The 25,166-nt window shown below is 70.8% G+C and carries 19 protein-coding genes; 11 read left to right on the forward strand and 8 right to left on the reverse strand.

What is annotated here, in order from left to right; all coding sequences use genetic code 11:
- Window positions 1-126: 126 nt before the first annotated feature.
- The 6 genes from ABZX02_RS17240 to ABZX02_RS17265 are packed head-to-tail and all read left to right on the forward strand — an operon-like array spanning window position 127 to window position 9,372.
- Entirely contained in the window at window positions 127-3,927 is a 3,801-nt protein-coding gene (locus ABZX02_RS17240) for a discoidin domain-containing protein (protein WP_355299187.1), read from the forward strand.
- A 25-nt stretch (window positions 3,928-3,952) separates the two neighbouring features.
- Complete coding sequence (locus ABZX02_RS17245; protein ID WP_355299189.1) at window positions 3,953-7,282, forward strand: CARDB domain-containing protein; 3,330 nt, start codon at window positions 3,953-3,955, stop codon at window positions 7,280-7,282.
- A 55-nt stretch (window positions 7,283-7,337) separates the two neighbouring features.
- The gene (locus ABZX02_RS17250; protein WP_355299191.1) at window positions 7,338-8,189 is read left to right on the forward strand and encodes a universal stress protein; all 852 of its coding nucleotides are present in this window, start codon (window positions 7,338-7,340) and stop codon (window positions 8,187-8,189) included.
- Window positions 8,190-8,195: 6 nt separating this feature from the next.
- Window positions 8,196-8,621 (forward strand): hypothetical protein, encoded by a 426-nt coding sequence (locus tag ABZX02_RS17255; protein WP_355299193.1) that lies wholly within the window; start codon window positions 8,196-8,198, stop codon window positions 8,619-8,621.
- 23 nt (window positions 8,622-8,644) lie between these two features.
- Window positions 8,645-9,127 carry a hypothetical protein gene (locus ABZX02_RS17260; RefSeq protein WP_355299195.1) on the forward strand — a complete coding sequence of 161 codons (483 nt, stop codon included), beginning with the start codon at window positions 8,645-8,647 and terminating at the stop codon, window positions 9,125-9,127.
- Window positions 9,127-9,372 carry a hypothetical protein gene (locus tag ABZX02_RS17265; protein WP_355299197.1) on the forward strand — a complete coding sequence of 82 codons (246 nt, stop codon included), beginning with the start codon at window positions 9,127-9,129 and terminating at the stop codon, window positions 9,370-9,372. The genes ABZX02_RS17260 and ABZX02_RS17265 overlap by 1 nt, the downstream gene beginning before the upstream one ends.
- Here ABZX02_RS17265 and ABZX02_RS17270 read toward each other — a convergent pair.
- The 4 genes from ABZX02_RS17270 to ABZX02_RS17285 form a co-directional block, all read right to left on the reverse strand.
- Window positions 9,362-10,297: an alpha/beta hydrolase gene (locus tag ABZX02_RS17270; RefSeq protein WP_355299199.1), complete on the reverse strand. Its 936-nt coding sequence runs from the start codon at window positions 10,295-10,297 to the stop codon at window positions 9,362-9,364. The two genes, ABZX02_RS17265 and ABZX02_RS17270, sit on opposite strands and share 11 nt — an antisense overlap.
- 67 nt (window positions 10,298-10,364) lie before the next feature.
- Window positions 10,365-10,940 (reverse strand): helix-turn-helix domain-containing protein, encoded by a 576-nt coding sequence (locus ABZX02_RS17275; protein ID WP_355299201.1) that lies wholly within the window; start codon window positions 10,938-10,940, stop codon window positions 10,365-10,367.
- Between the two features lie 74 nt (window positions 10,941-11,014).
- Complete coding sequence (locus ABZX02_RS17280; RefSeq protein WP_355299203.1) at window positions 11,015-13,015, reverse strand: neutral/alkaline ceramidase; 2,001 nt, start codon at window positions 13,013-13,015, stop codon at window positions 11,015-11,017.
- 25 nt (window positions 13,016-13,040) lie between these two features.
- A complete protein-coding gene (locus ABZX02_RS17285) occupies window positions 13,041-13,901 on the reverse strand; it encodes an EamA family transporter (protein ID WP_355299205.1) in 861 nt (286 codons plus the stop codon).
- Between the two features lie 69 nt (window positions 13,902-13,970).
- On the opposite strand from ABZX02_RS17285, the gene ABZX02_RS17290 reads away from it, so the two are divergent.
- Window positions 13,971-14,819 carry a LysR family transcriptional regulator gene (locus ABZX02_RS17290; RefSeq protein WP_355299207.1) on the forward strand — a complete coding sequence of 283 codons (849 nt, stop codon included), beginning with the start codon at window positions 13,971-13,973 and terminating at the stop codon, window positions 14,817-14,819.
- 402 nt (window positions 14,820-15,221) lie between these two features.
- Entirely contained in the window at window positions 15,222-16,853 is a 1,632-nt protein-coding gene (locus tag ABZX02_RS17295) for a long-chain fatty acid--CoA ligase (RefSeq protein ID WP_355299209.1), read from the forward strand.
- Here the strand turns inward: ABZX02_RS17295 and ABZX02_RS17300 are convergent.
- Window positions 16,818-18,479, reverse strand: coding sequence for a GAF domain-containing protein (locus tag ABZX02_RS17300; RefSeq protein WP_355299211.1), 1,662 nt, complete (start codon window positions 18,477-18,479; stop codon window positions 16,818-16,820). The genes ABZX02_RS17295 and ABZX02_RS17300 overlap by 36 nt on opposite strands.
- A 144-nt stretch (window positions 18,480-18,623) precedes the next feature.
- Here ABZX02_RS17300 and ABZX02_RS17305 point away from each other — a divergent pair, with 144 nt between their 5' ends.
- Together ABZX02_RS17305 and ABZX02_RS17310 are read left to right on the forward strand one after the other, a co-directional pair.
- A complete protein-coding gene (locus ABZX02_RS17305) occupies window positions 18,624-19,988 on the forward strand; it encodes an MFS transporter (protein ID WP_355299212.1) in 1,365 nt (454 codons plus the stop codon).
- Between the two features lie 13 nt (window positions 19,989-20,001).
- Entirely contained in the window at window positions 20,002-21,612 is a 1,611-nt protein-coding gene (locus ABZX02_RS17310; RefSeq protein WP_355299214.1) for a tannase/feruloyl esterase family alpha/beta hydrolase, read from the forward strand.
- Window position 21,613: 1 nt separating this feature from the next.
- On the opposite strand, the gene ABZX02_RS17315 is transcribed toward ABZX02_RS17310, so the two are convergent.
- Complete coding sequence (locus tag ABZX02_RS17315; RefSeq protein ID WP_355299216.1) at window positions 21,614-22,501, reverse strand: LysR family transcriptional regulator; 888 nt, start codon at window positions 22,499-22,501, stop codon at window positions 21,614-21,616.
- Between the two features lie 82 nt (window positions 22,502-22,583).
- Between ABZX02_RS17315 and ABZX02_RS17320 the strand changes: the two genes are divergently transcribed.
- Window positions 22,584-23,798, forward strand: coding sequence for an MFS transporter (locus ABZX02_RS17320; RefSeq protein ID WP_355299217.1), 1,215 nt, complete (start codon window positions 22,584-22,586; stop codon window positions 23,796-23,798).
- Here ABZX02_RS17320 and ABZX02_RS17325 read toward each other — a convergent pair.
- Window positions 23,779-24,069 carry a hypothetical protein gene (locus ABZX02_RS17325; RefSeq protein ID WP_355299219.1) on the reverse strand — a complete coding sequence of 97 codons (291 nt, stop codon included), beginning with the start codon at window positions 24,067-24,069 and terminating at the stop codon, window positions 23,779-23,781. The two genes, ABZX02_RS17320 and ABZX02_RS17325, sit on opposite strands and share 20 nt — an antisense overlap.
- Window positions 24,070-24,506: 437 nt before the next feature.
- A complete protein-coding gene (locus ABZX02_RS17330) occupies window positions 24,507-25,160 on the reverse strand; it encodes a hypothetical protein (protein ID WP_355299221.1) in 654 nt (217 codons plus the stop codon).
- Window positions 25,161-25,166: the final 6 nt, after the last annotated feature.

Below are 25,166 nucleotides of genomic sequence, written 5' to 3' on the forward strand. Positions count from 1 at the left end.
GCGCGATGTCGCAAATTTGCGCAATCACGTCGAGATATTGCGGTAATCTGCTGGTCACTTCTACGGTGAGGCGCGCCACACCCCCTCGCGTCCCCACCGAGAAGGGCCAAGCACGCCATGTCACCGATGACACGCGCTCGCTCCCTGCTAGCCCCGACAGCCGCTGTGATCACCGCGGCGGCGACCCTGACGTTCGTCCCCGCCGCCCAGGCCGCTCCCGTCAGCCTCGACCTCGCCCAGCAGACCCGGATCGACCAGGTCACGCTCACGGCAGGCAAGAACGGCACCGAGACGTTCGCCGTCCAGACGAGCCTCGACGGCAGAGGCTGGTCGACGTTGGTCGCGGAGCGACCACACGACTTCAAGAACGGCAAGGTGACCTTCCAGGTCGACCCGACGGTGGTGCGGCACGTCCGCGCCACCAAGACCACCGCGAAGCTCGAGGTGCGCGAGGCGGCCGCCAGCGCCGCGCTCCAGGCCACCTACAGCGCCAGCAGCACCAACCAGAACTACGGGCCGGGCAACGCGGGCGACGGCAACCAGGGCACGTACTGGGAGAGCGCGAACAACGCGTTCCCGCAGTGGCTGCAGGCCGACCTCGGCGCCGCGGTCAAGGCCGACCGGGTCGTGCTGAAGCTGCCGACCTCCGGCTGGGGCGCGCGCACGCAGACCCTCGCCGTGCAGGGCAGCACGGACGGCAACACCTTCAGCGATCTCGTGCCCAGCAGGGGCTACGAGTTCAACCCGGGCTCGAACAGCACGGTGACCATCGACTTCAGCGCCGCCACCACGCGGTACGTGCGGCTGCGGATCACCGCGAACACCGGCTGGCCCGCCGGGCAGATCAGCGAGTTCGAGGTGCAGGGCCCGACCGGCGGTGACACGCAGGCCCCCGCCGCGCCCACCGGTCTCGCCCTCACCCAGCCGCAGGCCGGGCAGATCCGGCTGACCTGGAACGCCAGCACGGACAACGTCGGCGTCGCCGGCTACGACGTCTACGCCAACGGCACGCTGCGCACGACGGTCACCGGCACGACCTACACCGACAGCCAGCCCGACGGCCTGCGCGTGAGCTACCACGTGATCGCGAAGGACGCGGCCGGCAACCAGTCCCCCGCCAGCGGCACGGTCACCCGCGAGGGCGCGACCGGCACGAACCTGGCGCAGGGCAAGCCCGTCACCGCGAACAACAACGTGCACAACTTCGTGGCCGCCAACGCCAACGACGGCAACGTGCAGACCTACTGGGAGTCCAACGGCTTCCCGGGCACGCTGACCGTCCAACTGGGATCGAACGCGGACGTCAGCTCGGTCGCGCTCAAGCTCAACCCCGACACCGCGTGGGGTTCCCGCACGCAGAACATCGAGGTGCTGGGCCGCGAGCAGAACGCGACCGGCTTCACGAGCCTCGTCGCCGGGCGGGACTACCGCTTCGACCCCGCGACCGGCAACAGCATCACCATCAACGCCTCCGGGCGCGTCGCCGACCTCCAGGTGCGCGGCACGTCCAACACCGGCGCGCCCGGCACGCAGGTGGCGGAGATCCAGGTGTTCGGCACCCCTGCCCCGAACCCCGACCTCACCGTCACCTCGACGTCGGTCACGCCGGCGAGCCCCGTCGAGACCGACCAGATCACGCTGAACGCCACCGTCCGCAACGCGGGCACGGCGGCCAGCACGGCCACCGACGTGACGTTCTTCCTCGGCACCACCGCCGTCGGCACCGCGAACGTCGGCGCCCTCGCGGCGGGTGCGCAGGCGAACGTGAGCACGACGATCTCCGCGCGCCCGGAGGGTTCCTACCAGTACACGGCGAAGGTCGACGAGACCAAGAAGGTCGCGGAGCAGGACGAGACCAACAACGCCCGCCCGCACCCGTCGCCGATCGTCGTGACGCCGGTCCCGAGCTCCGACCTGGTCGCCGTCGGCTCCTGGTCGCCCAGCAACCCGAGCAACGGCCAGACCACGACGTTCAGCGTCGCGATCAAGAACCAGGGCAGCATCGCCAGCGCGGCGGGCGCCCACGGCATCACGGTCACGATCCTCAACAGCAGCGGCCAGACCGTCCGCACGCTGACCGGCAGCCACACCGGCGCGATCAACGCCGGCGCGACGACCGCCGCGGTCAACCTCGGCACCTGGCCCGCCGCCGACGGCCGGTACACGGTCCGCACCGTCATCGCGAACGACGGCAACGAGATCCCGGCCAAGCAGGGCAACAACACCAGCGAGCAGTCGCTGTTCATCGGCCGCGGCGCCAGCGTCCCGTGGCAGCACGTCGAGGCCGAGGACGCGACCGTCGGCGGCGGCGCGCAGGTCCTCAGTCCGAACAGGACGATCGGCGACCTCGCCGGTGAGGCGTCCGGCCGCCGCGCCGTGACGCTGAACGGCACCGGCCAGTCGGTCGAGTTCACCACGAGCGCGCCGACCAACACCCTCGTCACCCGGTTCTCCATCCCGGACAGCGCCGGTGGCGGCGGCATCACCAGCAACCTCAACGTCTACGTCAACGGCCAGTTCCACAAGGCCATCGACCTGACGTCGAAGTATATGTGGCTCTACGGCAACGAGGCCTCGCCGAACAACTCCCCGGGGTCGGGCGGGCCGCGCCACATCTACGACGAGGCGAACGTGATGCTCAACTCGACGTTCCCGGCGGGCACGAAGATCAAGCTGCAGAAGGACGCGGCCAACACCTCGAACTACGCGATCGACTTCGTGAACTTCGAACAGGTGCAGGCCGCCGGAAACCCCGATGCCGCACGCTATGCCGTGCCCGCCGGGTTCACCCACCAGGACGTGCAGAACGCGCTCGACCGGGTCCGGATGGACACGACCGGCACCCTGATCGGCGTCTACCTGCCTGCGGGCACGTACCCGACGCAGCAGAAGTTCAACGTCTACGGCAAGGCGATCAAGGTGATCGGCGCCGGTCCCTGGTTCACCCGGTTCCAGGCACCCACGACCCAGGAGAACACGGACCTCGGCTTCTCCGCCCAGGCGTCCGCGAGCGGCTCGACGTTCAGCGGGTTCGCCGTGTTCGGCAACTACACGCAGCGCAACGACGGCCCCGGCAAGGTGTTCGACTTCGCCGGCGTCCAGAACATGACCATCGAGAACATCTGGGTCGAGCACATGATGTGCCTGTTCTGGGGCAACAACGTCGACAACAACGTCATCAAGGACAACCGCATCCGCAACATGTACGCGGACGGCCTGAACATGACGAACGGCTCGTCGGGCAACCGGATCGCCAACATCGAGGCCCGCTCGACCGGTGACGACGCGTTCGCGCTGTTCGCCGCCACCGACAACGGCGGCACCGGCCAGCAGAACAACGTGTTCGAGAACCTCAGCGTCACGACCCCGTGGCGCGCGGCCGGTCTCGCGGTGTACGGCGGCAAGAACAACGTCTTCCGCAACATCTACATCGCCGACACGCTCACCTACTCCGCGGTGACGATCAGCTCGCTCGACTTCGGCTACCCGATGGAGGACTTCGGGCCCGAGCCGACGACGTTCAGCGGCCTCACCCTGGTCCGCTCCGGCGGCCACTTCTGGGGCGCGCAGACGTTCGGCGCCATCTGGATGTTCTCCGCCTCCAAGAAGTACACGGGGATCCGGGTGAGCGACATCGAGATCATCGATCCGACGTACAGCGGAATCATGTTCCAGACCAAGTACAACGGTGCCGCCGAGAACGTCTTCCAGGACACGGTGCTGTCCAACGTGAGCGTCTCGGGTGCGCGCAAGTCCGGCGACGCGTTCGACGCGAAGTCCGGGTTCGGGTTGTGGGCCAACGAGATGCCGGAGCCCGGTCAGGGTCCCGCCGTCGGCGAGGTCACGTTCAACGGCCTGAGGTTCAGCAACAACTTCCAGGACATCAGGAACACCACGACCACCTTCAAGATCAACATCAACAACTGATACCCCTGCCACGAAGGACAATTCAATGAGAAACACGCTACTGAAGCGTGCGGTGAGCGCTGCCGTCGTCAGCGCCCTCGCACTGTTCGGATTGACACCCACGGCAGGAGCAGCGGTTGTCCGGCTGTCCGCGAACCTGACCGCGTCCAGCAGCAACGGGCCGTACGGCGCCGGCAACGCCGGGGACGGCAACCAGGGCAGCTACTGGGAGAGCACGAACAACACGTTCCCCCAGTGGATCCAGGCCGACCTGGGTGCCGAGCGGAGCGTCAGCAAGGTCGTGCTGCGGCTGCCCTCGAACTGGGAGCAGCGCACGCAAACGCTTGCCGTGCAAGGGAGTGCGAACGGATCGCAGTTCGGCGACCTGGCCGGGTCGGCGGGCCGGGTCTTCTCGCCCGGCTCGAACAACACGGTGACGCTGGACTTCGCGGCGACGACCACGCGGTACGTGCGCGTCACGGTCACCGCGAACACCGGCTGGCCCGCCGCGCAGCTCAGCGAGTTCGAGGTGCACGGCGAGTCCGGCCCGGTCGACCCGCCGCCCGCGGGCGACAACCTCGCCCAGGGCAAGCCGGTCGAGGAATCAGGGCACGTGCACAACTTCGTCGCCGCGAACGCGGTCGACGGCAACACGGGCACGTACTGGGAGTCCAACGGCCTCCCCGGTCACCTGACCGCGAAGCTGGGCTCGAACGCGGACGTCACCTCGGTCGTCGTCAAGCTCAACCCCGACAGCGCCTGGGGTGCGCGGACGCAGAACTTCGAGGTGCTGGGCAAGGAAGCCGGTGCTTCCTCGTTCGCGACCCTGAAGGCGCGCGCCGACTACCGGTTCGACCCGGCCACCGGCAACACCGTCACGGTCCCGGTGAGCGGGCGGGCCTCCGACGTGCGGCTGCACTTCTACTCGAACACCGGCGCGCCCGGCGGCCAGGTCGCCGAGTTCCAGGTGTTCGGCGCGTCCGCACCGGCTCCCGACCTGACCGTCACGAACCTGACGTGGACGCCCGCGAACCCGAGCGAGGCCGACGCGATCAGGCTCACCGCCACCGTGCGCAACGGCGGCTCCGTCGCGTCCGGCGCGACGACGCTGAACGCCACGCTCGGCGGCACCGTCGCGGGCAGCGTCGCGGTCGGCGCGCTCGCTCCTTCCGCCACGGCCACCGTCAGCGTCGACGCAGGCCGTCGGGGCGCCGGGTCCTACGCGGCCGCGGCCACCGTGGACCCGGCCAACCAGGTCGCGGAGACCAACGAGGGCAACAACACCTTCACCTCCGGCTCTCCCCTGGTCGTCGGCCAGGCCCCGGGACCGGACCTGCAGATCACCGGTGTCACGCCGAACCCGTCGTCCCCGGCGGCGGGCCAGCAGGTGACGTTCGCGGTGTCGGTGAACAACCGCGGCACGTCGGCGGCGGGCGCCTCGGTGACCCGCGTGGCCGTCGGCGGCAGCACGCTCACCGCCAACACCGGTGCGATCAACGCCGGCCAGACCGTCACGGTCAACGTCGGCACCTGGACCGCCACCAACGGCGGCGCCACGGCCACGGCGACCGCCGACGCGACGAACGTCGTGGCGGAGACCAACGAGACCAACAACACCGCGACCCAGTCCATTGTGGTCGGACGCGGTGCCTCGGTGCCGTTCACGAGCTACGAGGCCGAAGCGGGCCGGCACAACGGCACGCTGTTGCAGGCCGACGCGAAGCGCACGTTCGGGCACACCAACTTCGGGTCCGAGTCCTCGGGCCGCAAGTCGGTGCGCCTCGACGCGCAGGGCCAGTTCGTGGAGATCACCTCGACGGTCAGCACGAACTCGATCGTCGTGCGCAACTCCATCCCGGACGCCGCCGCGGGCGGTGGCCAGGAGGCGACGATCAGCCTCTACGCGAACGACCAGTTCGTGCAGAAGCTGACGCTGTCGTCGCGCCACAGCTGGCTCTACGGCACGACGGACGACCCCGAGGGCCTCACGAACCGTCCGGGTGGCGACGCCCGCAGGCTGTTCGACGAGACCTCGCAGCTGCTGGCCTCGAGCTACCCGGCCGGCACGAAGTTCAAGCTGCAGCGCGACTCCGGTGACAACGCGGCGTTCTACGTCATCGACCTGATCGACCTGGAGCAGGTGGCCCCGGCCGCCTCCAAGCCGGCCGACTGCGTCTCGATCACGCAGTACGGTGCCACGGCGAACGACCAGACGGACGACACGGACGCGTTGCAGCGCGCCGTGACGGCCGACCAGAACGGCGAGATCCCCTGCGTCTGGATCCCGGAGGGCAGGTTCCGCCAGGAGAAGAAGATCCTCACCGTGTTCAACAGCGGTGGTGACAACCAGGTCGGCATCCGCAACGTCACGATCCGCGGCGCCGGCATGTGGCACTCGCAGCTGTTCTCGCTGATCCAGCCGCAGGACGCGGACACGATCAACCACCCGCACGAGGGCAACTTCGGGTTCGACATCGACGACAACACCCAGATCTCCGACATCGCCATCTTCGGCTCCGGCCGGATCCGCGGCGGTGACGGCGGTGCCGAGGGCGGCGTCGGCCTCAACGGGCGGTTCGGCAAGAACACCAAGGTCACCAACGTGTGGATCGAGCACGCCAACGTCGGTGTCTGGGTCGGCCGCGACTACACCAACCTGCCGGACCGCTGGAACCCCGGCGACGGCCTGCAGTTCAGCGGCATGCGCATCCGCGACACCTACGCCGACGGCATCAACTTCACCAACGGCACCCGCAACTCCACCGTCTTCAACTCGTCGTTCCGCACCACGGGCGACGACGCGCTGGCGGTGTGGGCGTCGAAGTACGTGAAGGACCAGAACGTCGACGTCGGCAGCGGCAACGCGTTCCTCAACAACACGATCGCGCTCCCCTGGCGTGCCAACGGAATCGCGATCTACGGCGGGTCGAACAACCGCGCGGAGAACAACATCATCTCCGACACGGCCAACTACCCGGGCATCATGCTGGCGACCGACCACGACCCGCTGCCGTTCGGCGGGACCACGACGCTCGCCAACAACGCCCTGTACCGCACCGGCGGCGCGTTCTGGGGTGAGGCGCAGGAGTTCGGCGCCATCACGCTGTTCTCGCAGAACCTGCCGATCCCCGGCGTCGTCATCCGCGACACCGAGATCCTGGACTCGACCTACGACGGGATCCAGTTCAAGGGCGGCGGCAGCGGCATGCCGGACGTGCAGATCAGCAACGTCCGGATCGACAGGTCGAACAACGGGTCGGGCATCCTCGCGATGGCCCAGGCCCGCGGGTCGGCGAAGCTGACGAACGTCACGATCACCAACTCGCGTGACGGCGACATCACGATCGAGCCGGGCTCGCAGTTCGTCATCAACTAGATCACCTTTAGAACCACCTCCGATCGGGTACTTCCCGGTCGGAGGTGGTTTTCTCATGTCCACTGTCGTCGTCGGGTTCGACGGCTCCGACCTGGCCCGCCGGGCGGTGCTGTTCGGTGCCGAGGAGGCGTCCCGCCGCGGCGCGGCCCTGCGGGTCGTCCACGCCATCCGCGCGCCGTTGCCCGAGCCCGTCTTCACGCCCATGTCCGTCCCGGTGCCGGAGTTCGTCACCGAGGAGACGATGTCCAAGGCCGCCGAGGACCACCTCACCGAACTCGCGGCCGAGCTCAGGCAGTCCTGGCCGGATCTCGAGATCGCCACGCACGTGCGCATCGGCCGCCCGGTCGACGTCCTCGCCGCCGAACCCGGCGACCTGCTCGTGCTGGGCTCGTCGGGCCGCACCGGCATCGCGAAGATGTTCCTGGGCTCCACCGCCGCCGAACTGGTGTCGACGGGAGGGCGCCCGGTCGTCGTGACGCGGTCCGGCCCGGTCGACGGCCGCGTGGTCGTCGGCGTGGACGGCTCCGAGACCTCGACGGACGCCATCGCGTTCGCCTTCGAGCACGCCGCGCGCCACGGCCGTGAACTGCTCGCCATCCACGCGTGGAACGACGCCGGCTGGGCCGAGCTGCCCGAGCAGGACTTCGACCACGTCCGCGTGGACCTCTCCAAGCTGCTGGACGAACAGCTCGCCCCGCACGCCGCGCGGTGGCCGGACGTGCACGTGGCGCAGGAGGTCGCGTTCGACGCCCCGGCCCGCGCGTTGCTCCAGGCGGCTGACGGCGCGGCACTGCTCGCGGTCGGCAGTCACGGCCGTGGCGCCGTGACGCGTGCGATCCTGGGTTCGGTCAGCCACGCTGTGCTGCACCACGCACCGTGCCCGGTCGCGGTGGTCCACCGGAGGTGACGTGAGATGCGCGGGTTAGCGGCCGTGTTGCTGTGTCTGGTGCTTGCTTCGTGCGGTCAGGTGCCTCCTCCCCCGGAGGCACCGGCGTCGAGCTCTCCCACCACCGACACGACCACACCGAGCCTCCCGGCGCCGTTGCCGCCGTCGTCCACCCCGCTGCCGGTTCCCACGCAGCCGGTTCCCACGCTGCCGACGCCCTCGCGGGCGCTGGAGCCGGGCACGACGGTGGTGCGTGGCACGATCTCGGCCGGAGTCGAGTCGGGATGCCTGTTGCTGAGCAACGAGACCGCGCAGTACCTGCTGCTCGGCGCCGACCCCGCGATCGCCGTGGCCGGCGCCGTGGTGGAGGTGACGGGGCGGCCCGATCCGGGGGCGATGACGACCTGCCAGCAGGGCACGCCGTTCCACGTGGCGAAGACCCAGCGGGGCTGACGCCACCGGCGCATCATGGACGGGTGACGGGCGGAGAGCCGGACAGACGGCTCGAGCTGGTGTTCTCGGAGTCGTTGCGCGCGCTGGGCTACCAGCAGGGCGCGCTCGACAACCTCCGCTCGCGGGTCACCCTGCTGCTGGCCGGCGCGGCCCTGGTCAGTTCCTCGTTCGTCGGCACGGCCCTGCAGGGCCCGCACTGGGGTGTGGCCGCGGTCGTCGCGATCACCGCGATGACCGGGGTGCTCGTGCTGGCGCTGGTGGTCTGTGCGCCGGTGTGGCGGTGGACGTTCCTGTCGAGCGCCTCGCGGCTGCTCCGCGCCGTCGACCTCGGGCACGACCTGGACTCGATGCGGCGGCACCTCGCGACGGACTTCGAGCAGTGGCTGACCGACAACGAGAGGAAGCTCCGCAAGCTGCAGTGGTGCTTCGTGGCCGGGCTCGTCCTGCTGCTGGTCGAGGTGGCGGCGTGGTGCGTGCAGCTCGCCCAGGTGAAGGGGTGGCCGTGATGGCCGAGAAGCCTGACGAGACCGGCACGTCCGCCGAACCGCCGTGGCCGGTGGTGGGCCGAGGGATGATCAACTACGACCCGGAGTCGACCGGGGGGATCCCGACCGCGGCCTACCAGCCCGGAGCGCACGTCGAAGCCACCGCTGCCGGAAGAACCGGCGTGCGATGGCTTCGGATCGTGCTCGTGTTCGGTGTTCTTGTCGTCGTGACGGCGCTGGTGGTCTACGCGCTGGTCAGCCCTTGAGGGCGTTGCGCAGGAACGCGGTCGCCTGGTTGATCGCGGCCTCGGCGGCGTGCGTGCCGCGCAACGCGTTCAGCATCACGAAGTCGTGGATCGCCCCGGCGTACCGGACGGCCGTGACGGGCACACCGGCCTGGCGCAGCTTGTCGGCGTAGGCCTCGCCCTCGTCGCGCAGCACGTCGGCCTCGGCGGTGATCACGAGCGCCTGCGGCAGGCCGGCGAGCTGGTCGAGCGTGGCGCGCAGCGGGGACGCGGTGATCTCGGCGCGCTCCTGCGGGTTCGTCGTGTACTGGTCCCAGAACCACTGCATGCCGTCGCGGCGCAGGAAGTAGCCCTCGGCGAACTGCAGGTACGAGTCGGTGTCGAAGGACGCGTCGGTCACCGGGTAGAAGAGGACCTGGGCCTTCAGCTCGACGTCGCCGCGTTCCTTGGCCTGCAACGTGAGCGCTGCGGCCATGTTGCCGCCGACCGAGTCACCGGCGACGGCGACGCGCGAGGGGTCGAGGCCGTGGGAGGCGCCGGCGCTCTGGATCCACCGGGCGGTGGCGTAGTTCTGGTCGATCGCGACCGGGTAGCGGGCCTCGGGCGAGAGCGAGTAGTCCGGGAAGACCACGGCGGCGCCGGTGCCGACGGCGAGCTCGCGGACCAGGCGGTCGTGGGTGTGGGCGTTGCCGAAGACCCAGCCCGCGCCGTGGATGTAGAGGATGACCGGGAGCTGTCCGTCGAGACCCGCCGGCCGGACCACGCGGACCTTGAAGCCGTCCAGCTCGACCCACTGCTCGTCGACCTCGGGCTTGTCGACGGCGCCCGACTGCACCTCGTCGACGGCCTTGCGGCCCTCCTCGGGGGCGAGGTCGAACAGGAACGGCGGCTGGGCGGTGGCGGCGGCGAACTCGGCGGCGGCGGGTTCGAGGACGGGGCGCTTCATGGCTTCCTCCTGGCGTTCCGGGGTGATGCCATAAAGCTAGTGCGCGATTAAATCGCGCACAACGTAATTACCGCCTCACGGCGTCCGGGAATACCTCCGCCGCCGCGCGCACCGAGGCGCTGACGGCGTCCAGGCAGGCGTCGAAGTCCTCGCCCGTCTCGCTCCAGCGCTCGATCGCCTCCTGGAAGCACACGGTGACCAGGCGCGCGACCAGCCGGGCCTCGTCCTCGGCGGCGCCGCGCTTCTTCAGCGCCTCTTGGAGAGCGGCGGTGATCACGGCGCTCTTGGTGCGCTCGCGTTCCTGCAGCTCGGGGCTCGACGCGATCACCGCGCGCCGCTCCGCCGTCCGGTCCACGCGCGCCACGAACAGGGCGCCGACCCGCCGGGCGGCGTCCAGGGCGATGGCGGGCGGCGTCTGCTCGGCCGAGGAGAGCACCGCCTCGGCGATCGCGGGCGGCAGCGCCTCCGAGCCGCCGAACAGCACCTCGCGCTTGTCCGGGAAGTAGCGGAAGTACGAGCGGCGGGTGATGCCCGCCCGTTCGGCGATCTGCGTGACGGTCACGTCGTCGTAGCCGTGCTCGGCGAACAGGTCGAGCGCCGCCTGCCTGAGCCGGTCTTCCGTTCCGGGGTACCACCTGGCCATCACCCCACCCTACCAAGGTGATGTCTCACTGTGCCGTCACCGGGGAGGGCAGGACCGCCCTCCCCGGTGGTCCGTCAGGCGACCGTGAAGCTCGCCGTCGCCCCGGTGAAGCCGGTGATCTTGCCGGTCCAGCCGGACTTCTCGTCGCCGTGGTGCACGATCCGGTAGGTGCCCGCGGGCGTGTCCGCCGGGATCTGCCAGGTGATCGTGGCGTTGGAGAAGGCGATGCCCACCCGCTGCCACTGGTAGCGCGTCGACCAGTCGCCGTCGTCGTGCACGCGCACCCACTGGCCGTTCACCTGCCGCTGCACCTCCAGGAAGGTGTGGTTGCGGTGCAGGTTGTTCTTCGGGTGCCCGGCGACGAACACGGCCGTGACGGTCTCGCCGCGCCCGTACGACGACTTCGGCGAGGTCAGCACATCGCCGTACTTCTTGTCCGCGGGCTTGTCGTCGAGCACGACGCCGGTCTGCAGGTTGATCTCGGTGAACGGCGGCTTGGTGGGGATCGGCCCGGCGGGCAGCGCGGACCCGGCCCTCATGGACGCGGCGAGCTTGCCGAACTCCTGCTGGTAGGCCGGGGTCGTGTTGCGGCCGAACAGGGTGGAGCCGCCCTCGTACTGCTGCGAGTCGTACTCCTCCGGCGTGGTGACGTACTGGCTGTAGTCGTTGGCGTAGCCCTGGATCAGCACGTTCTGCAGCGGTACACCGGCTTCTTGGGCGACGGCCTTGCGGATGCGCAGGCCCGCGGTGATCGTGACCTCGCCGGGCACCGCGACGAGGTGCAGCTGGCCGATGCGGACGAGCTGCAGCGGCACGATGTTCGGCGTCGCGCCGATCAGGCCGGTCGGCACCAGGGAGGCCTTGGGGAACTGGCAGTCCCGCAGCCACTGCGGGACCTCCATCTGCAGCGGCTCGAAGAGCTTCTTCCACGGCGACTGCATGCCCTCGGAGAAGCCGGGGATCGCCGGGCCGTCCTCGATGCTGCCGGCGATCGTCGAGGCGCCGACCACACCGGAACAGGTCGTGCCCGCCTTGCCGTCGCTGGTGAACCGGCCGTCGACCTGCACGGTCGACATGTCCACGAACCGCATGCGCGCGTCGACCCCGCCCGAGACGGCGGACTGCGGGCCGCGGTAGATCTCCTGCGCCTTGCGGTTCTGGCGCTCGCCGATGATCCGCGCGTTCTCCCACTCGTTCTCGGTGGGGCCGGAACCGGGCTTCAGGTTGAGGTTCGGCGACATGTCACCGGCGTTGGTGTTGGGGAACGCCGCGACGAAGCCCGCCGTGTTGTCGAGGTAGCGCACGCCCTCGTCGTCGTGCTCCCACTGGTACGCCGCGTAGCCCTTGTTGTCCGGGCTGATCAGCGTGTTGGCGTTGGTGACCGACGTGTTGTGCGTGGCGAACCAGCTGATCGCGCCGACGTTCTCCGCGCCCTGCTTGAACTTCAGCACGGTCATCTGCGGGTCGATGCCCGCCGGGAACGCGCCCTTGTCGGGGTTGCGGTCGAACGCGACGCGCGAGCGGTTGACCGACGCGTTCGTCAGTTCGCCGACGCCGAGGCTGATCGAGCCGGGCTTGAGGTCCTCGTGCGCCTCGACGACGGACTCGGTGATGCCGTCGACCACGGCGGCGAGCGCCTGCGGCTGCAGTCCGAGGATCGACAGGTTGTAGGCGAGGTTGTGCGACTGGCCGCCGGGACCGCTGTGCGTGTGCGTGGCGGACAGCAGCAGGTTCTCGCGGGTGTAGGTGCTGCCGTACCTGGCCTGCAGCTTGGTGAGCACGCCCTCCTGGACCGCGCGGAAGATCATCGCGAGGTCGGCGTTGACGTACGCGACGCGCTTGCTCGTGGCCCGGTCGACCACGACGTAGGCCCGCGACCGCAGCCGCTGGTGGATGCCCGACGTCTTCTGGTCGAACTTCGAGTAGCCCATCATGCCGTTCTCGGCGGCCGGGCCGGTGACGTCGGAGATGCCCCGGCCCACCAGGTACGGCTCGGGTTCCGCCCAGGCGAACGGTCCGCTGACCAGCGCCGCACCGACGAGTGCGGCGACCACCGTCAAGACTTTCGTCCGCATGAGCACCCCGCTAAGTGAATTGGATTCACATTTCAGGGTCGACGGTAGGTGATCCAGACCACTTGCTGCAAGTCACGGCGAGTGCGTTGGCGGTGACGACGAGCAAGATGCCCGTCCAGTGGTGCAGTGCGAGCGTCTCTCCCAGCAGCACGAGACCGGCCAGCGCGGCGAGCACCGGGTGGACGCTGCACACCAGTCCGAACAGCCGCGCCGGCACCTTGCGCAACGCGATCACGTCGGCCGCGTAGGGCACCACGCTGCAGAACACGCCCGCCGCCACCGCGTAGAGCACCGCCATGCCGGTGAAGTGCCCCTGCACGATCAGGAACACCGCGACCGGCACGTAGAGCAGCGCGGACACGCTCGTCGCCGCCGCCGGTGCCTGCAGTCCCGGCAGCCGCTGCCCGACCAGGCGGTTGAGCAGGATGTACGCGGCCCAGCTCGCCGCCGCGAGGAGCCCAGCGCCGATGCCGAGCCAGTCGCTCGACGGCCCCGGCAGCACCAGCACGTAGACGCCGAGGGCCGCGATCAGCACGAACAGGAAGTCGCGTTTCGCGCGGGACCCGGCCAGCGCGACACCGAGCGGACCGAGGACCTCGAGCGTCACGGCGAGGCCCAGCCCGATCCGGTCGACGGCGGTGTAGAGGCTCAGGTTCATCGTCGCGAACACGACGCCGAGCGCGATCGTCGGCCACCACTGCGCCCAGGTGAAGGTGCGCGGGTTGGGGCGGGCGACCGGCAGCAGCACGGCGGCCGCGACGAACTGCCGCACGGCCACGACCCCGGCCGGGCCGATCGAGGCGAACGCGTGCGCGCCCACCGCCGCACCCAGCTGGCTGCTGGCGGCGCTGGCCGTGATCGTGGCGAATCCACCGAGGCTCTTCATGCCGTCCAGCCTGCGTCCGCGCCGTTGATACGGGAAATGCATCAGCCGCGTCACCTATACGCTGGACGCATGGATCTGCGACACGTGCGGGCGTTCGTGGCCGTGGTCGACGCGGGCACGTTCACCGACGCGGCAAGGGAACTGGAGCTCACCCAGGCCTCGGTGTCCCGCTCGGTCGCCGCGCTGGAGGCGGCGCTCGGCGTGCGGCTGCTGCAACGCTCGACCCGCCACATCGCTCTCACCGCCGTCGGCACGCAGGTGCTCGAAGGCGCGCGCCGGGTGCTGGACGAGGTCGCCCACCTGCACCGGATCGCCTCGCAGTCGCTGACCGAGCTGCGGATCGGCTACGCCTGGGCGGCGCTCGGCAAGCACACCCGGCGCGTGCAGAAGGCGTGGGCGGGCAAGCACCCCGGGCTGCCGCTGGTGTTCGTGCAGTCGAACTCGCTCACCGCCGGACTAGCCGAGGGCACGGCCGACGTCGCGGTCCTGCGCAAGGCCCTCGACGACGCGCGGTTCGAGACGGCGCTGCTCGGCACCGAACGCCGCTACGGCGTGGTCGCGACCGACAACCCGTTGGCGCGCAAGCGTTCGCTCAAGCTCGCGGACCTCGCGCGGTACTCGCTGGCGGTCGACGACCGCACCGGCACGACCACATTGGACCTGTGGCAGCCCGGCAAGGCACCGGCCGTCGTGCGCAACACGCACAGCGTCGACGAGTGGCTGACGCTGATCGCGGCGGGACAGGCCGTCGGGATGACGTCGGAGGCGACGGCGAGCCTGAACCCGCGGCCCGGTGTGGCGTACCGGGCCGTGGTGGACGCGCCGCCGATCGCGGTGTGGCTCGCGTGGTGGAAGGACCAGCCGCCGCAGCACCTCACCGACCTGGTGGCGCTGGCGTGCGAGGCATACCGGGGGTGAGTACGCCGGTGGGCGAGGCTTGTCGGGTGTGGGAGATGCCGGCGCGCGAGGCCTGTCCGGTGTGAGGACGCCGGCGTGCAGGGCTCGCCGGGTGCGGGAAACGCCGGCGTACGAGGCCCGTCCGGTGTGAGAACGCTGGCGTGCAGGGCTCGCCGGGCGCGGGAAACGCTGGCGTACGACGCCTACCTGGTGTGAGAACGCCGGCGTGCAGGGCTCGCCGGGCGCGGGAAGCGCCGGCGTGCGAGACCCGTCCGGTGTGAGAACGCTGGCGTGCAAGACCCACCGCGCGGAAACGCTGGCGTGCGAGGCCTAACAGGTGTGGGAAAGCGCCGCCGCGGCGCGGGAACCAGTGGACGTTTCCACCCTCATGCCCGCCGAGGAGCTCACTTACCGTGACTTCCCATGGACGGGCTGATGCAACCCCGGCCGCTCACCCTCGCGCACGTGCTGGAGCGGGCCGAGCGGCTGTACGCGCACAAGCAGGTCGTGACGGCCGGCGTCGAGCGGGTCACGTACGCGGACGTCACCGCGGGCACCCGACGCCTCGCCACCGCGCTCGACGCCCTGGGCGTGCCGGCCGGCGCGCGCGTCGCCACGTTCGCGACCAACACCCGGCGGCACCTGGAGCTGTACCTCGCGGTGCCGGTCACCAAGCGGGTGCTGCACTCCCTCAACATCCGGCTCTCGGCGGAGCACCTCGAGTACATCGTCAACCACGCCGAGGACGACGTGGTGTTCGTCGACCGCGCGTTGCTGCCGCGAATCTGGCCGAGCGCCGACCGGATGCCGACCGTGCGGCACTGGGTGGTGCTGCCCGACGACAGCGGCGAGGAGATCCCGGCCGATCCCCGCGTGCTGCACTACGACGACCTGGTCGACGCCGCGGAACCATTCGCCGGCTCGTTCGAGGACACCTTCACGCTCGCCGACGAGCACCTGGCGTCCGGTCTCTGCTACACCTCCGGCACGACCGGTCCGCCGAAGGGCGTGCTGTACAGCCACCGGTCGACGATTCTGCACTGCCTGGGCACGCTCGCCGCCGGGTTCATCGGCCTGTGCGAGAGCGACGTCGTGATGCCGATCGTGCCGATGTTCCACGCCAACGCGTGGGGACTGCCCTACGGCGCGATGATGACCGGCGCGTCGTTGGTGCTTCCCGGGCCTTCCTCGGATCCCGTGCACCTGTTGGCACTGATGGAGTCCGAACGTGTCACGGTCGCCGGTGCGGTGCCGACGGTCTGGACGAGTCTGGCGCCGCACCTGCCGTCACGCGACCTGAACGCCACGCGGTTCCTGCTCGGCGGCGGCTCGGTGATCGCGCCGGCGCTGTCGGAGACCTACCGGGCCGCGCTCGGCGTGCCCATCACGCACTCGTGGGGCATGACGGAGATCAGTCCGGTCGGGACGATCGGCGGCACCCGCACCCAGCACCGGGATGGGACCGAGGCGGAGCGGACGGCGGTTCGGGCGGCGCAGGGCCAGCCGTTGCCGTTGGTGTCGCTGCGGATCGGCGACGTCGAGACGGGCGAGGAACTGCCGCGCGACGGGCGGGCGATCGGCGAGCTCCAGGTGGCGGGACCGTGGGTGGCGGGCGGCTACTACGAGGTCGAGTCGCCTGCGAGCTTCACCGCCGACGGCTGGTTGCGCACCGGGGACCTCGCCACCATCGACGCCGACGGCTACGTCCGGCTCGTCGACCGGATGAAGGACCTCATCAAGTCCGGCGGCGAGTGGATCTCGTCGGTCGAGCTGGAGAGCGCGCTCACGTCCCACCCGGACGTCGTGGAGGTCGCCGTGGTCGCGCGGCCGGACCCGCGGTGGGACGAACGGCCGGTCGCCTACGTCGTGCTGCGCGAGGGCAGCACCGCCACGGGCAACGACCTGCTCGCACACATCACGCCGATGGTCGCGAAGTGGTGGCTGCCGGACGAGGTCGTGTTCCGGGCCGCGTTGCCGAAGACCGGCACGGGCAAGCTGTCCAAGGCCGCCCTGCGGGACCTAAAGAGCGCGCAACCGGTGCAGGCGCAGGCCTAGCTGCAGTTCCAGGTCGTTCTCGGCGCGCCAGTCCGCGCCGAGAACGTCGCCGACCCGGTCCAGCCGTTTGAGCAACGTGTTGACGTGCACGTGCAACGCGCGCGCTGTGGCCGCGACGTTCGCACGGTGGTCGTAGTAGGCGCTCACCGTGCCGACGAGGTCCGTGCCGCGCCGCCGGTCGTACTCGGCCAGCGGTCCCACCGTGGCGGCGAGGAACCGGTCGAGCTCACCGGCGCGGTCCGGGTCGAAGACGAGCGCGAACAACGCGTACCGGCCCGTCGTCACGCCCCGGTCGGTGTGCCCGAGCGCCCGCACGACCGAGGCGCACCGGCTCGCCAGCGCGAAGGCGCGGGACCAGTCGTGGTGCGCCGCCTTCTCCCCCACCACGAGGACGGACGCGCCCAGTGCGCGACGCAACCGGCGGTGGACCTCCTCGGCGGTGCGGTCCCCGGCGGGCACGATCATGGTGGCGCGGCCCAGGTGTTCGCCCGCGAGTCCCCCGCCGTCCCTGGCGATGTCGTGCAGGTGCCGCGCGAGCTCCGCCGGGGACGACGCGGGCGAGTCCGCGACGAGGACCAGGTCCAGCCGGTCGGGGTCGAGGTGGCGGGCCTGCAGGCGGGAGCGCCGCGCCGGGCTGATCCCGGGGCTGCCGACCATGAGCTCGGTCAGCAGTTCGCCGCTGAGCCGTTCGCCCGCGTCGGCCACCGCGCGTTCCTTGAGGATGAGCAACCCGAGGATGTGCGTGGCCCGTTCGAGGGTGCGCAGGTCCATCTCGTCGGAGACCCCTTGTTCCGCCAGGGCTTTCCGGCTCCACGACAACGCGCCGAGGTGGCTGTCGCCCGCGCGGATCGGGGCCACGCTGTGCGCGGTCCCGTCGGCGTCCACGGTGGTCGTGACGCGGCCGGAGCACGGCCCGGCGGCCCGGTCGAGCACGACCACGGTCCCGCCCAGCTGCCCGGCGAGCAGGTCGGCCACGTCGTCCGGGGTGCCGCCCTCCAGCACCACGCCGGTCAGGGTCTCGTGGATCGCCTGCGCCCGTTCCACCACGGCCACGTGCTCGCGCAGGTCCCGCAACGCCTTCCGGCTCTCCTCGTAGAGCCGGGCGTTGTCGAGGGCGACGGCGGCGTGGTCGGCGAACGCGCTCAGCAGCGCGATCTCGCCCGCGTGGAACGACCGCTCGGAGCGGTACGCGGCGAACAGCGCGCCCACCACCTCGTCCCGGATCACCAGCGGCACCCCGAGCAGCGCCACCAGGTCCTCGGTGCCGACGAGCCGGTCGAAGTCCGCGTCGTGGTCGATCAGCGTCGAGGCGGCGTAGTTGGGCACCCACTGCGGCCGCCGGGTGGCGAGCACCTTGCCGCCGAGCCCGACGCCGGACGGGATGGTCGCGCTGAGGAACGCCGCCGAGATCGTCCCCTCCGCCGCGCGGGCCGACAGCCGGCCGTCCGCGACCAGCGAGAGGTAGGTGAAGTCGGTGCCCATCAGGTCGTGGGCGTGGCGGACGACCGACTGCAGCACGTCGTCCAGTTCGCCGAGCGCGGTGAGCGACTTGGCCGTGGCGTACAACGACGCCAGCTCGCGCTGCCGGCGCACCAGTTCGTGCGACTCGCTCGGGTCGATGGTCACCCCGTCATTCTGACCCACCCGGTGGTGGTGGAAAGTCCCACCGAACTGAGCGTGAGGGTGTGTGATCCAGACCTCAGCCACGCGGGGTCGCCGCCCTAGCATTGGCCGTCATCACCTGCCGGTTCATCGACGAAGGCGGCACGTATGGCAACCCCTGTGGCCCAGCCGGAAGAGCAGTCAGCGACCCGGCGGCGCGGCTTCCGCAAGCTGCTGACCGTGGGACTGATCGGCAGCTCGATCGAGTGGTACGACTTCTTCCTCTACGGCACCGCGGCCGCCCTGGTGTTCCCCAAGGTCTTCTTCCCGCAGTCGTCGGCGCTGACCGGCACGCTGCTCGCGTTCAGCACGTTCTGGGCGGGCTTCGTGGCGCGGCCGGTCGGCGGGGTGCTCGCCGGGCACTTCGGCGACAAGTACGGGCGCAAGCCGGTCGTGGTCACGTGCCTCGCGCTGATGGGCGCCGCGACGTTCCTGATCGGCTGCCTGCCCAGCGCGTCGTCGGTGGGCGTGCTGGCGCCGGTGCTGCTGGTGACGCTGCGGTTCCTGCAGGGGCTCGCGGCGGGCGGCCAGTGGGGCGGGATCATGTTGCTGCTGACCGAGTCCGCGAGTCCCAAACGGCGCGGGTTCGCCGGCACGTTCGGCCAGACCAGCGTTCCCGTGGCCGTGATCATCTCGAACCTGATCTTCGTGGCGGCGAGTGCGCTGATGCCGAACGACGCGTTCCTCAGCTGGGGCTGGCGGATCCCGTTCCTGATCAGCATCGTGATGTTCGGCGTGGTCATGTACATCCAGTCCAAAGTGGAGGACACGCCGGAGTTCCGCGAGCTGCAGAACGAGGTCGCGCGGCCCGAGCGCGCCGTGGTCCGGGCGCCGCTCGCCCAGGTCATCCGCACCCGGTGGGGCACGATCCTGCTCGCCTGCGGCATCCTGTCCGCCACCAACAGCCTCTTCTACGTCAGCATCGCCGGGCTGCTGAACTACGGCACGACGTCGCTGAAGCTCGACCGCAACGGGCTGCTCACCGTGGTGCTGCTCAGTTCCGTGGCGATGCTCGCGGTCCTGCCGTGGGCAGGGCACGTCTCCGACAAGATCGGACGGCGTCCGCTGATCCTCATCGGCGGCCTGGGGGTCGCGCTGTGGGGCTTCCCGTACTTCGGGCTCGTGAACACGGGGTCGCTGCCGCTGATCTTCATCGCGGTCGTGACGGGGTTCATCTTCCAGAGCCTCACGTACGGCCCGATCGCGAGCTTCCTGGGCGAGCTGTTCGCACCGAACGTCCGCTACTCCGGCGCGTCGCTGTCCTACCAGCTGTCGGCGATCATCATCAGCGGTGGCACGCCGTTCCTCATGACCGCGCTCATCGCGGAGACCGGCAGCACCGTCCTCGTCGCCGCCTACATCACGCTCATGGGGCTGATCACGTTCGTCAGCGCGTGGTTCCTGCCCGAGACGAACCCCGCCGAGGTCCGCGCGGATCCCCGGGCCGTGCCCGGCACGCACCTCTACCGCTGAGAGGACGACCGCTGTGAAGACCGCCTTCGTGCTGGCCGCCGCGGTGTTGCTGCCGGGCGCCACCCCCGCTCCCGCCACGGCCGCGACGCCGTGCGCCGCGCTGGACCAGGTGAGGATCCCCGCCTCGGCCATCAGCCTGCCGACCACCGGTGGGCTGGTCCGGGCCGCCGCCAGGACCACCACCGTCGTGAGTGGACAGACGATCGAGCTGTGCCAGGTCGACACCGACATCTTCCCGGTCGACCCGGCCGCACCGGCCATCAAGACCCGCCTCGCCCTGCCGGACGGCTGGAACCGCAAGGCGATGATGTTCGGCGGAGGCGGCTACAACGGCACGATCCCCGCACTGACCGGAAACGTGCCGTTCGCCGCCGCGGACGCCCCGGCTCCGCTGGCACGGCGGTACGCGACGTTCGCGAGCGACTCCGGCCACCAGCAGGGTCCGGGCTCGGTGCCGTCGCTGGACGGGTCGTTCGGCCTGAACGACGAGGCGTTGCAGAACTTCGCCGCCGGTGACGCGCTGAAGAAGACCTACGACGCCAACATGTTCCTGATTCGCAAGGCTTTCGGGCGCGCACCGACCAGGGCGTTCTTCGCGGGCGGCTCGACGGGCGGGCGTGAGGCGCTCGTCGTCGCGCAGCGGTGGCCGCACGCGTTCGACGGCGTGATCTCCGGCTATCCCGCGTGGAACAACCTCGCCGAGGGCCTCTACCTCGGTCACCTCACGCAGGTGCTGGCGCGGCCCGGCGCGTTCCCCGGCCCGGAGAAGCAGAAGCTGCTGTACGACAGCGTGATCAACGCGTGCGACGGCCTCGACGGCCTGCGCGACGGGGTCGTCTCGCACCAGCGCGCGTGCCACTTCGACCCCCGTGTCCTGCGCTGCCCCGATGGCGCGGACACGGGCCCCACCTGCCTGTCGGACGCCCAGATCGGTGCCGTGACGGCGATGTCGACGCCGCTGCGGTGGCCGTACCGGGTCGCGAGTGGCGAGACCCACTACCCCGGGTTCCCGTTCCTGCAGGGCGCGGACATGCGCACGCCGTTCCTCGGGTTCGGCACGACCCCGCCCGCGCACCCGATGCCCGCGACGGCCGGCTACGGCATGCAGTACTGGGACCAGTGGGTGAGGTACTTCCTGACCCGCGACCCCTCCTTCGACTCGCTCGACCTCGACCCGCTGCGGCCGGGGAGGTGGCTCGGCCGGATCAGCGAGCTGTCGCGGATCCAGGACCGCAACGACGTGGACCTGCGTCCGTTCGCCCGCTCCGGCGGCAAGCTGGTCCTGCTGCACGGCGACGCGGACGAGCTCGTGTCGCACCGCTCGACCAACGACTACTACGAGCGGGTGCGCGCCCTCCTCGGGCCGGGCACGACCGAGAAGTTCCTGCGGTACTACCTGATCCCGGGCGCCAACCACGCGAACTTCGGCACGCCGTCGTTCGCCGCCGGGTGGGACTCGCTCACCGCGCTCGAACGCTGGGTCGACAGTGGACGGTCGCCGCGCGAGCCCGTGGTCGCGGACAACGCGCACGACCGGACCCGTCCGCTGTGCGAGTACCCCGGCTGGCCGCGGTACCGCTCGGGCGACCCGGACAGCGCGGCCAGCTTCACCTGCGCCCGCTGACCTACCGCCCGAACACCTCGCGCACCACGTCGATCAGAGCTCTGGTCGCCGCGCTCGGCCGGCGGCCGGCGGGCCAGGCGAGCCCGAGCGGCCAGCGCAGGTCCGCGCCGGTGACGGTGAGCGTCCTCACCCCCGGCGCGGACCCGATCACGTAGTCGGGCAGCAGCACCACGCCGAGGCCGTGCCGCACGAAGTCGACGCCCGTGTAGATGTCCGCCATCTCCACGGTCACCCGGCGCGGCACGGCGCCGGCGGCGAACGCCCGGTCGGCCACGGCCCGGTTGCCGTAGCCGAGCGGGGAGTCGATGAAGTCGAGCCCCGCGAGGTCGGCGATGGACACCTCGTCCCGTGCGGCCAGCGGGTGGTCCTCGGGCACGACCAGGTTCATCACCGCGTGCGCCAGCTCGTCCACCACGATCCCGTCGGGCACCTCACCGGGCAGCGACACGAAGGAGACGTCGAGCCTGCGGTCGAGCAGCAGGTCGACGAGCCCGAGCGACCCGGACGTGGACGCGTTCGTGCGCACCAGCACCCCGGGGTGGCGGCGGTGGAACTCGCCGAGCAGCGCCGGCAGGTCGATCAGCGCCACCGAGGTGAGCGTGCCGAGCCGGACCGTGCCCGTCAGCCCGCCCTGTGCCTGCGCCACGGCGTCCCGCGCCTCGACCACGGCGTCGAGCACGGCCTGGGCCTTCGGCAGCAGCGCCTCGCCCGCGTCGGTGAGCAGCACGCGCTTGGAGTTGCGGTCGAGCAGCGTGGCGCCGAGCTCCCGTTCGAGGATCTTGACCGCGGCCGAGACGGCGGACTGCACGACGTGCACGCGGGCGGCGGCACGGGTGAAGCTGCCCTCCTCCGCTACCGCGACGAAGTACTCCAGCTGACGAACGTCCACACCAGGGAGTATCTCAGAAAGTGATGATCGTCAGCTCCAAGTTTCGTTGGACGTGATGCTTGCTGGCCCGCAAGGTGGGGACATGTCCCTGGTCCTCGACAGGCCCGCCGAACACCCCGTCACGAGCAAGCACCACGGCCGTGGCTTCTGGGCCGTCGCCCTCACGTTCCTCGTCGCGATGGCCTACTCGACCGTCCCCGCTCCCCTGTTCCCGCTCTACGTCGCGAGGGAGGGCTTCTCGACGTTCGCGATCACCGTCGTGTTCGCGGCGTTCGCGGTCGGCGTCGTGATCAGCATCGTGCTCGCGGGCCACCTCTCGGACCACGCGGGCCGCAAGACGATCCTGATCCCCGCGCTGGGCCTGGAGATCGTCTCCGCGCTGCTGTTCCTCACCGGCACCTCGCTGCCGGTCCTCGTGGTGGCGCGCACGATCAACGGCCTGGGCGTCGGCATGATCGCCGCCACCGCCACCGCCTACCTGCACGACCTGCACACCCGCCACCGCCCCGGCGCCGGCCCGCGCCGGTTCGAGGTCGTCTCGACGGCCGCGAACATCGGCGGCCTCGGCGTCGGCGCCCTGGTCTCCGGCGCATTGGCGCAGTACGCGCCGTCCCCGCTGAGCACGCCGTACGTCGTGCTGGCGGTGCTGCTCGTGGTGAGCGTCGCCGCCGTCGCCCTCACGCCGGAGACGGTGGACCGCCGCCGGGTCCCGTACCGCCCGCAGCGGATCAGCGCCGACCACGGCGACCGCCGCGGTTACCTCGCCGCCGGAGCGGGCGCGTTCGCCTCGTTCGCCGTGTTCGGGGTCTTCACGTCCGTCGCGCCGGGCTTCGTCGCGGGCGAGCTGCACCACCCGTCCCGGCTGCTGGCGGGTCTCGTGGTGTTCCTCGTGTTCGGCGGCGCGGCCGTGGCGCAGACGGTGACCGGCGGCCTGTCGGCGGGTGTCCGGCGCGCGCTCGGACTGGGCGGGCAGGCCGTGGGCGTGGTGCTGGTCGTCGCCTCGATGTACGCGGTGAGCTTCCCGGTGTTCCTGGTCGGTGGTGCGCTCGCGGGGATCGGCGCGGGCGTGCAGTTCAAGGCGTCGATCGGGGCGGTGGCGGCGACGGCGGCTTCGGCCCGGCGGGGCGAGGCGCTGGCGACGTTGTTCTTCGTCGCCTACCTCGGGCTGAGCGTGCCGTCGCTGTCGATCGGGCTGGCGAGCCGGTACCTGGCGCCGGTGAGCGTGATGACGTGGTTCGCCGGGGTCCTGCTGGTGCTGCTGGCCGGGGTGGCGGCGCTCAGTCGACGACGATCCTGACGGGGTGCAGGGCGTCCCGGGAGCACAGGAAGACGTTGAGCGCGCCGTGGTCGCCGAGCAGCCACCCGGCGGCCTGGCCGGGCGGCTGCTCTTTCGTGGCCGGCGCGAGCGCCTGGCGCCACGGCGCCCCGCACTCGGCACAGGGCCGCGCGGACGTGCCGGTGTGCCACCAGTTCGTCCAGCCGCCGATCTTCGACCCGGTCGCCGGCACCGGCCACTCGTCGCAGTCGTCGCGGTCGAAGTCCTCGTCGTCGGAGAACGGCTCCAGCACCTCGTCGGGCAGGTCGTCGAGGCCGGGGTGCTCGGCCGTGCGGACGGGGGGCGAAGAGCATCGGCCGCGGCGGACCCTCCGGCGCGCGGTAGACCGGCCGCGGCACTTCGCCGAGCACGGGGCCGACCGCCGCGGCGTCCCGCCAGGACAACCGGACGCCGGCGTCGTCCTGGTAGTGCTCCGGGCAGAACAGCACCTGCAGCAGGTCCGTCCCCTCCGGGAAGGGCAGTTCCGGGAAGTCGCGCCGGTAGAACTGCGCGGCGGCCGCGAAAGCCGTGTCCGCGCACCACGGCCACCGCTCGGCGGCGGGCCAGAGGAACGGACCGCCGAGGTGGCTGTCGGCGGCCGTCGGAGAGCCCGGCACGGGGTTGAGGACGACGACCGGCCGCACCCAGTCCTCGATGCCGGGAACCGGACGGCCGCCGATCGAGGGCGGCTCAGTCAACGTGCACGGTGACCGTGTGCCGGACGTCCTTCGCGCACGTGAGGACGTTCAGGTTGCCCTCGCGGCCGAACTCCCACTCGACGTCCTCACCGGACGGCTCGTGCGTCCCGAGCGACAGCGTCTGCCGTTGCGCCGCACCGCAGTCCGGGCACGGGAACTCGACGGGCTCGGTCTGCCACGGCGTGAAGCCGCCGATCTTCGTGCCGCCGGAGACCTTGTCCGCGTGCTCGGTGTAGCGGATCGGCTCGAGCGCGTTGACCGTCGGGACGTACAGCTCCTCCTGCACCGACGGTTCCGGCTCCTCCTCGATCAGCTCGACGACCGTCGAGGAGTCGCGCCACACCAGCCGCACGTCCGGGCCGTGCGCGTGCGGGAGCTCGTGGTGCAGGGTGCAGAGGAAGACCTGGAGCAGGTCGGCGCCTTCGGGGAACGGCAGTTCCGGGTAGTCGCGCCGGTAGAGCTGCACGGCGCCGACGAACGGTTCGGCGCCGCTCGCGGGGTCGTGGGTCGTGCCGTCGCACGTGGGCCACGGTTCGTCGATCGGCCACAGCAGCGGGCCGCCGATGTGGCTGTCGGCGTCCGTGGGATCGCCTGCGAGCGGGTTGAGCAGGACGGCGGGCCTGGCCCGGTCAGCGTCGATCGACACGAGCCG

Origin of the sequence: Lentzea sp. NPDC003310, from assembly GCF_040610935.1 — a bacterium.
Taxonomy (GTDB): Bacteria; Actinomycetota; Actinomycetes; order Mycobacteriales; family Pseudonocardiaceae; genus Lentzea.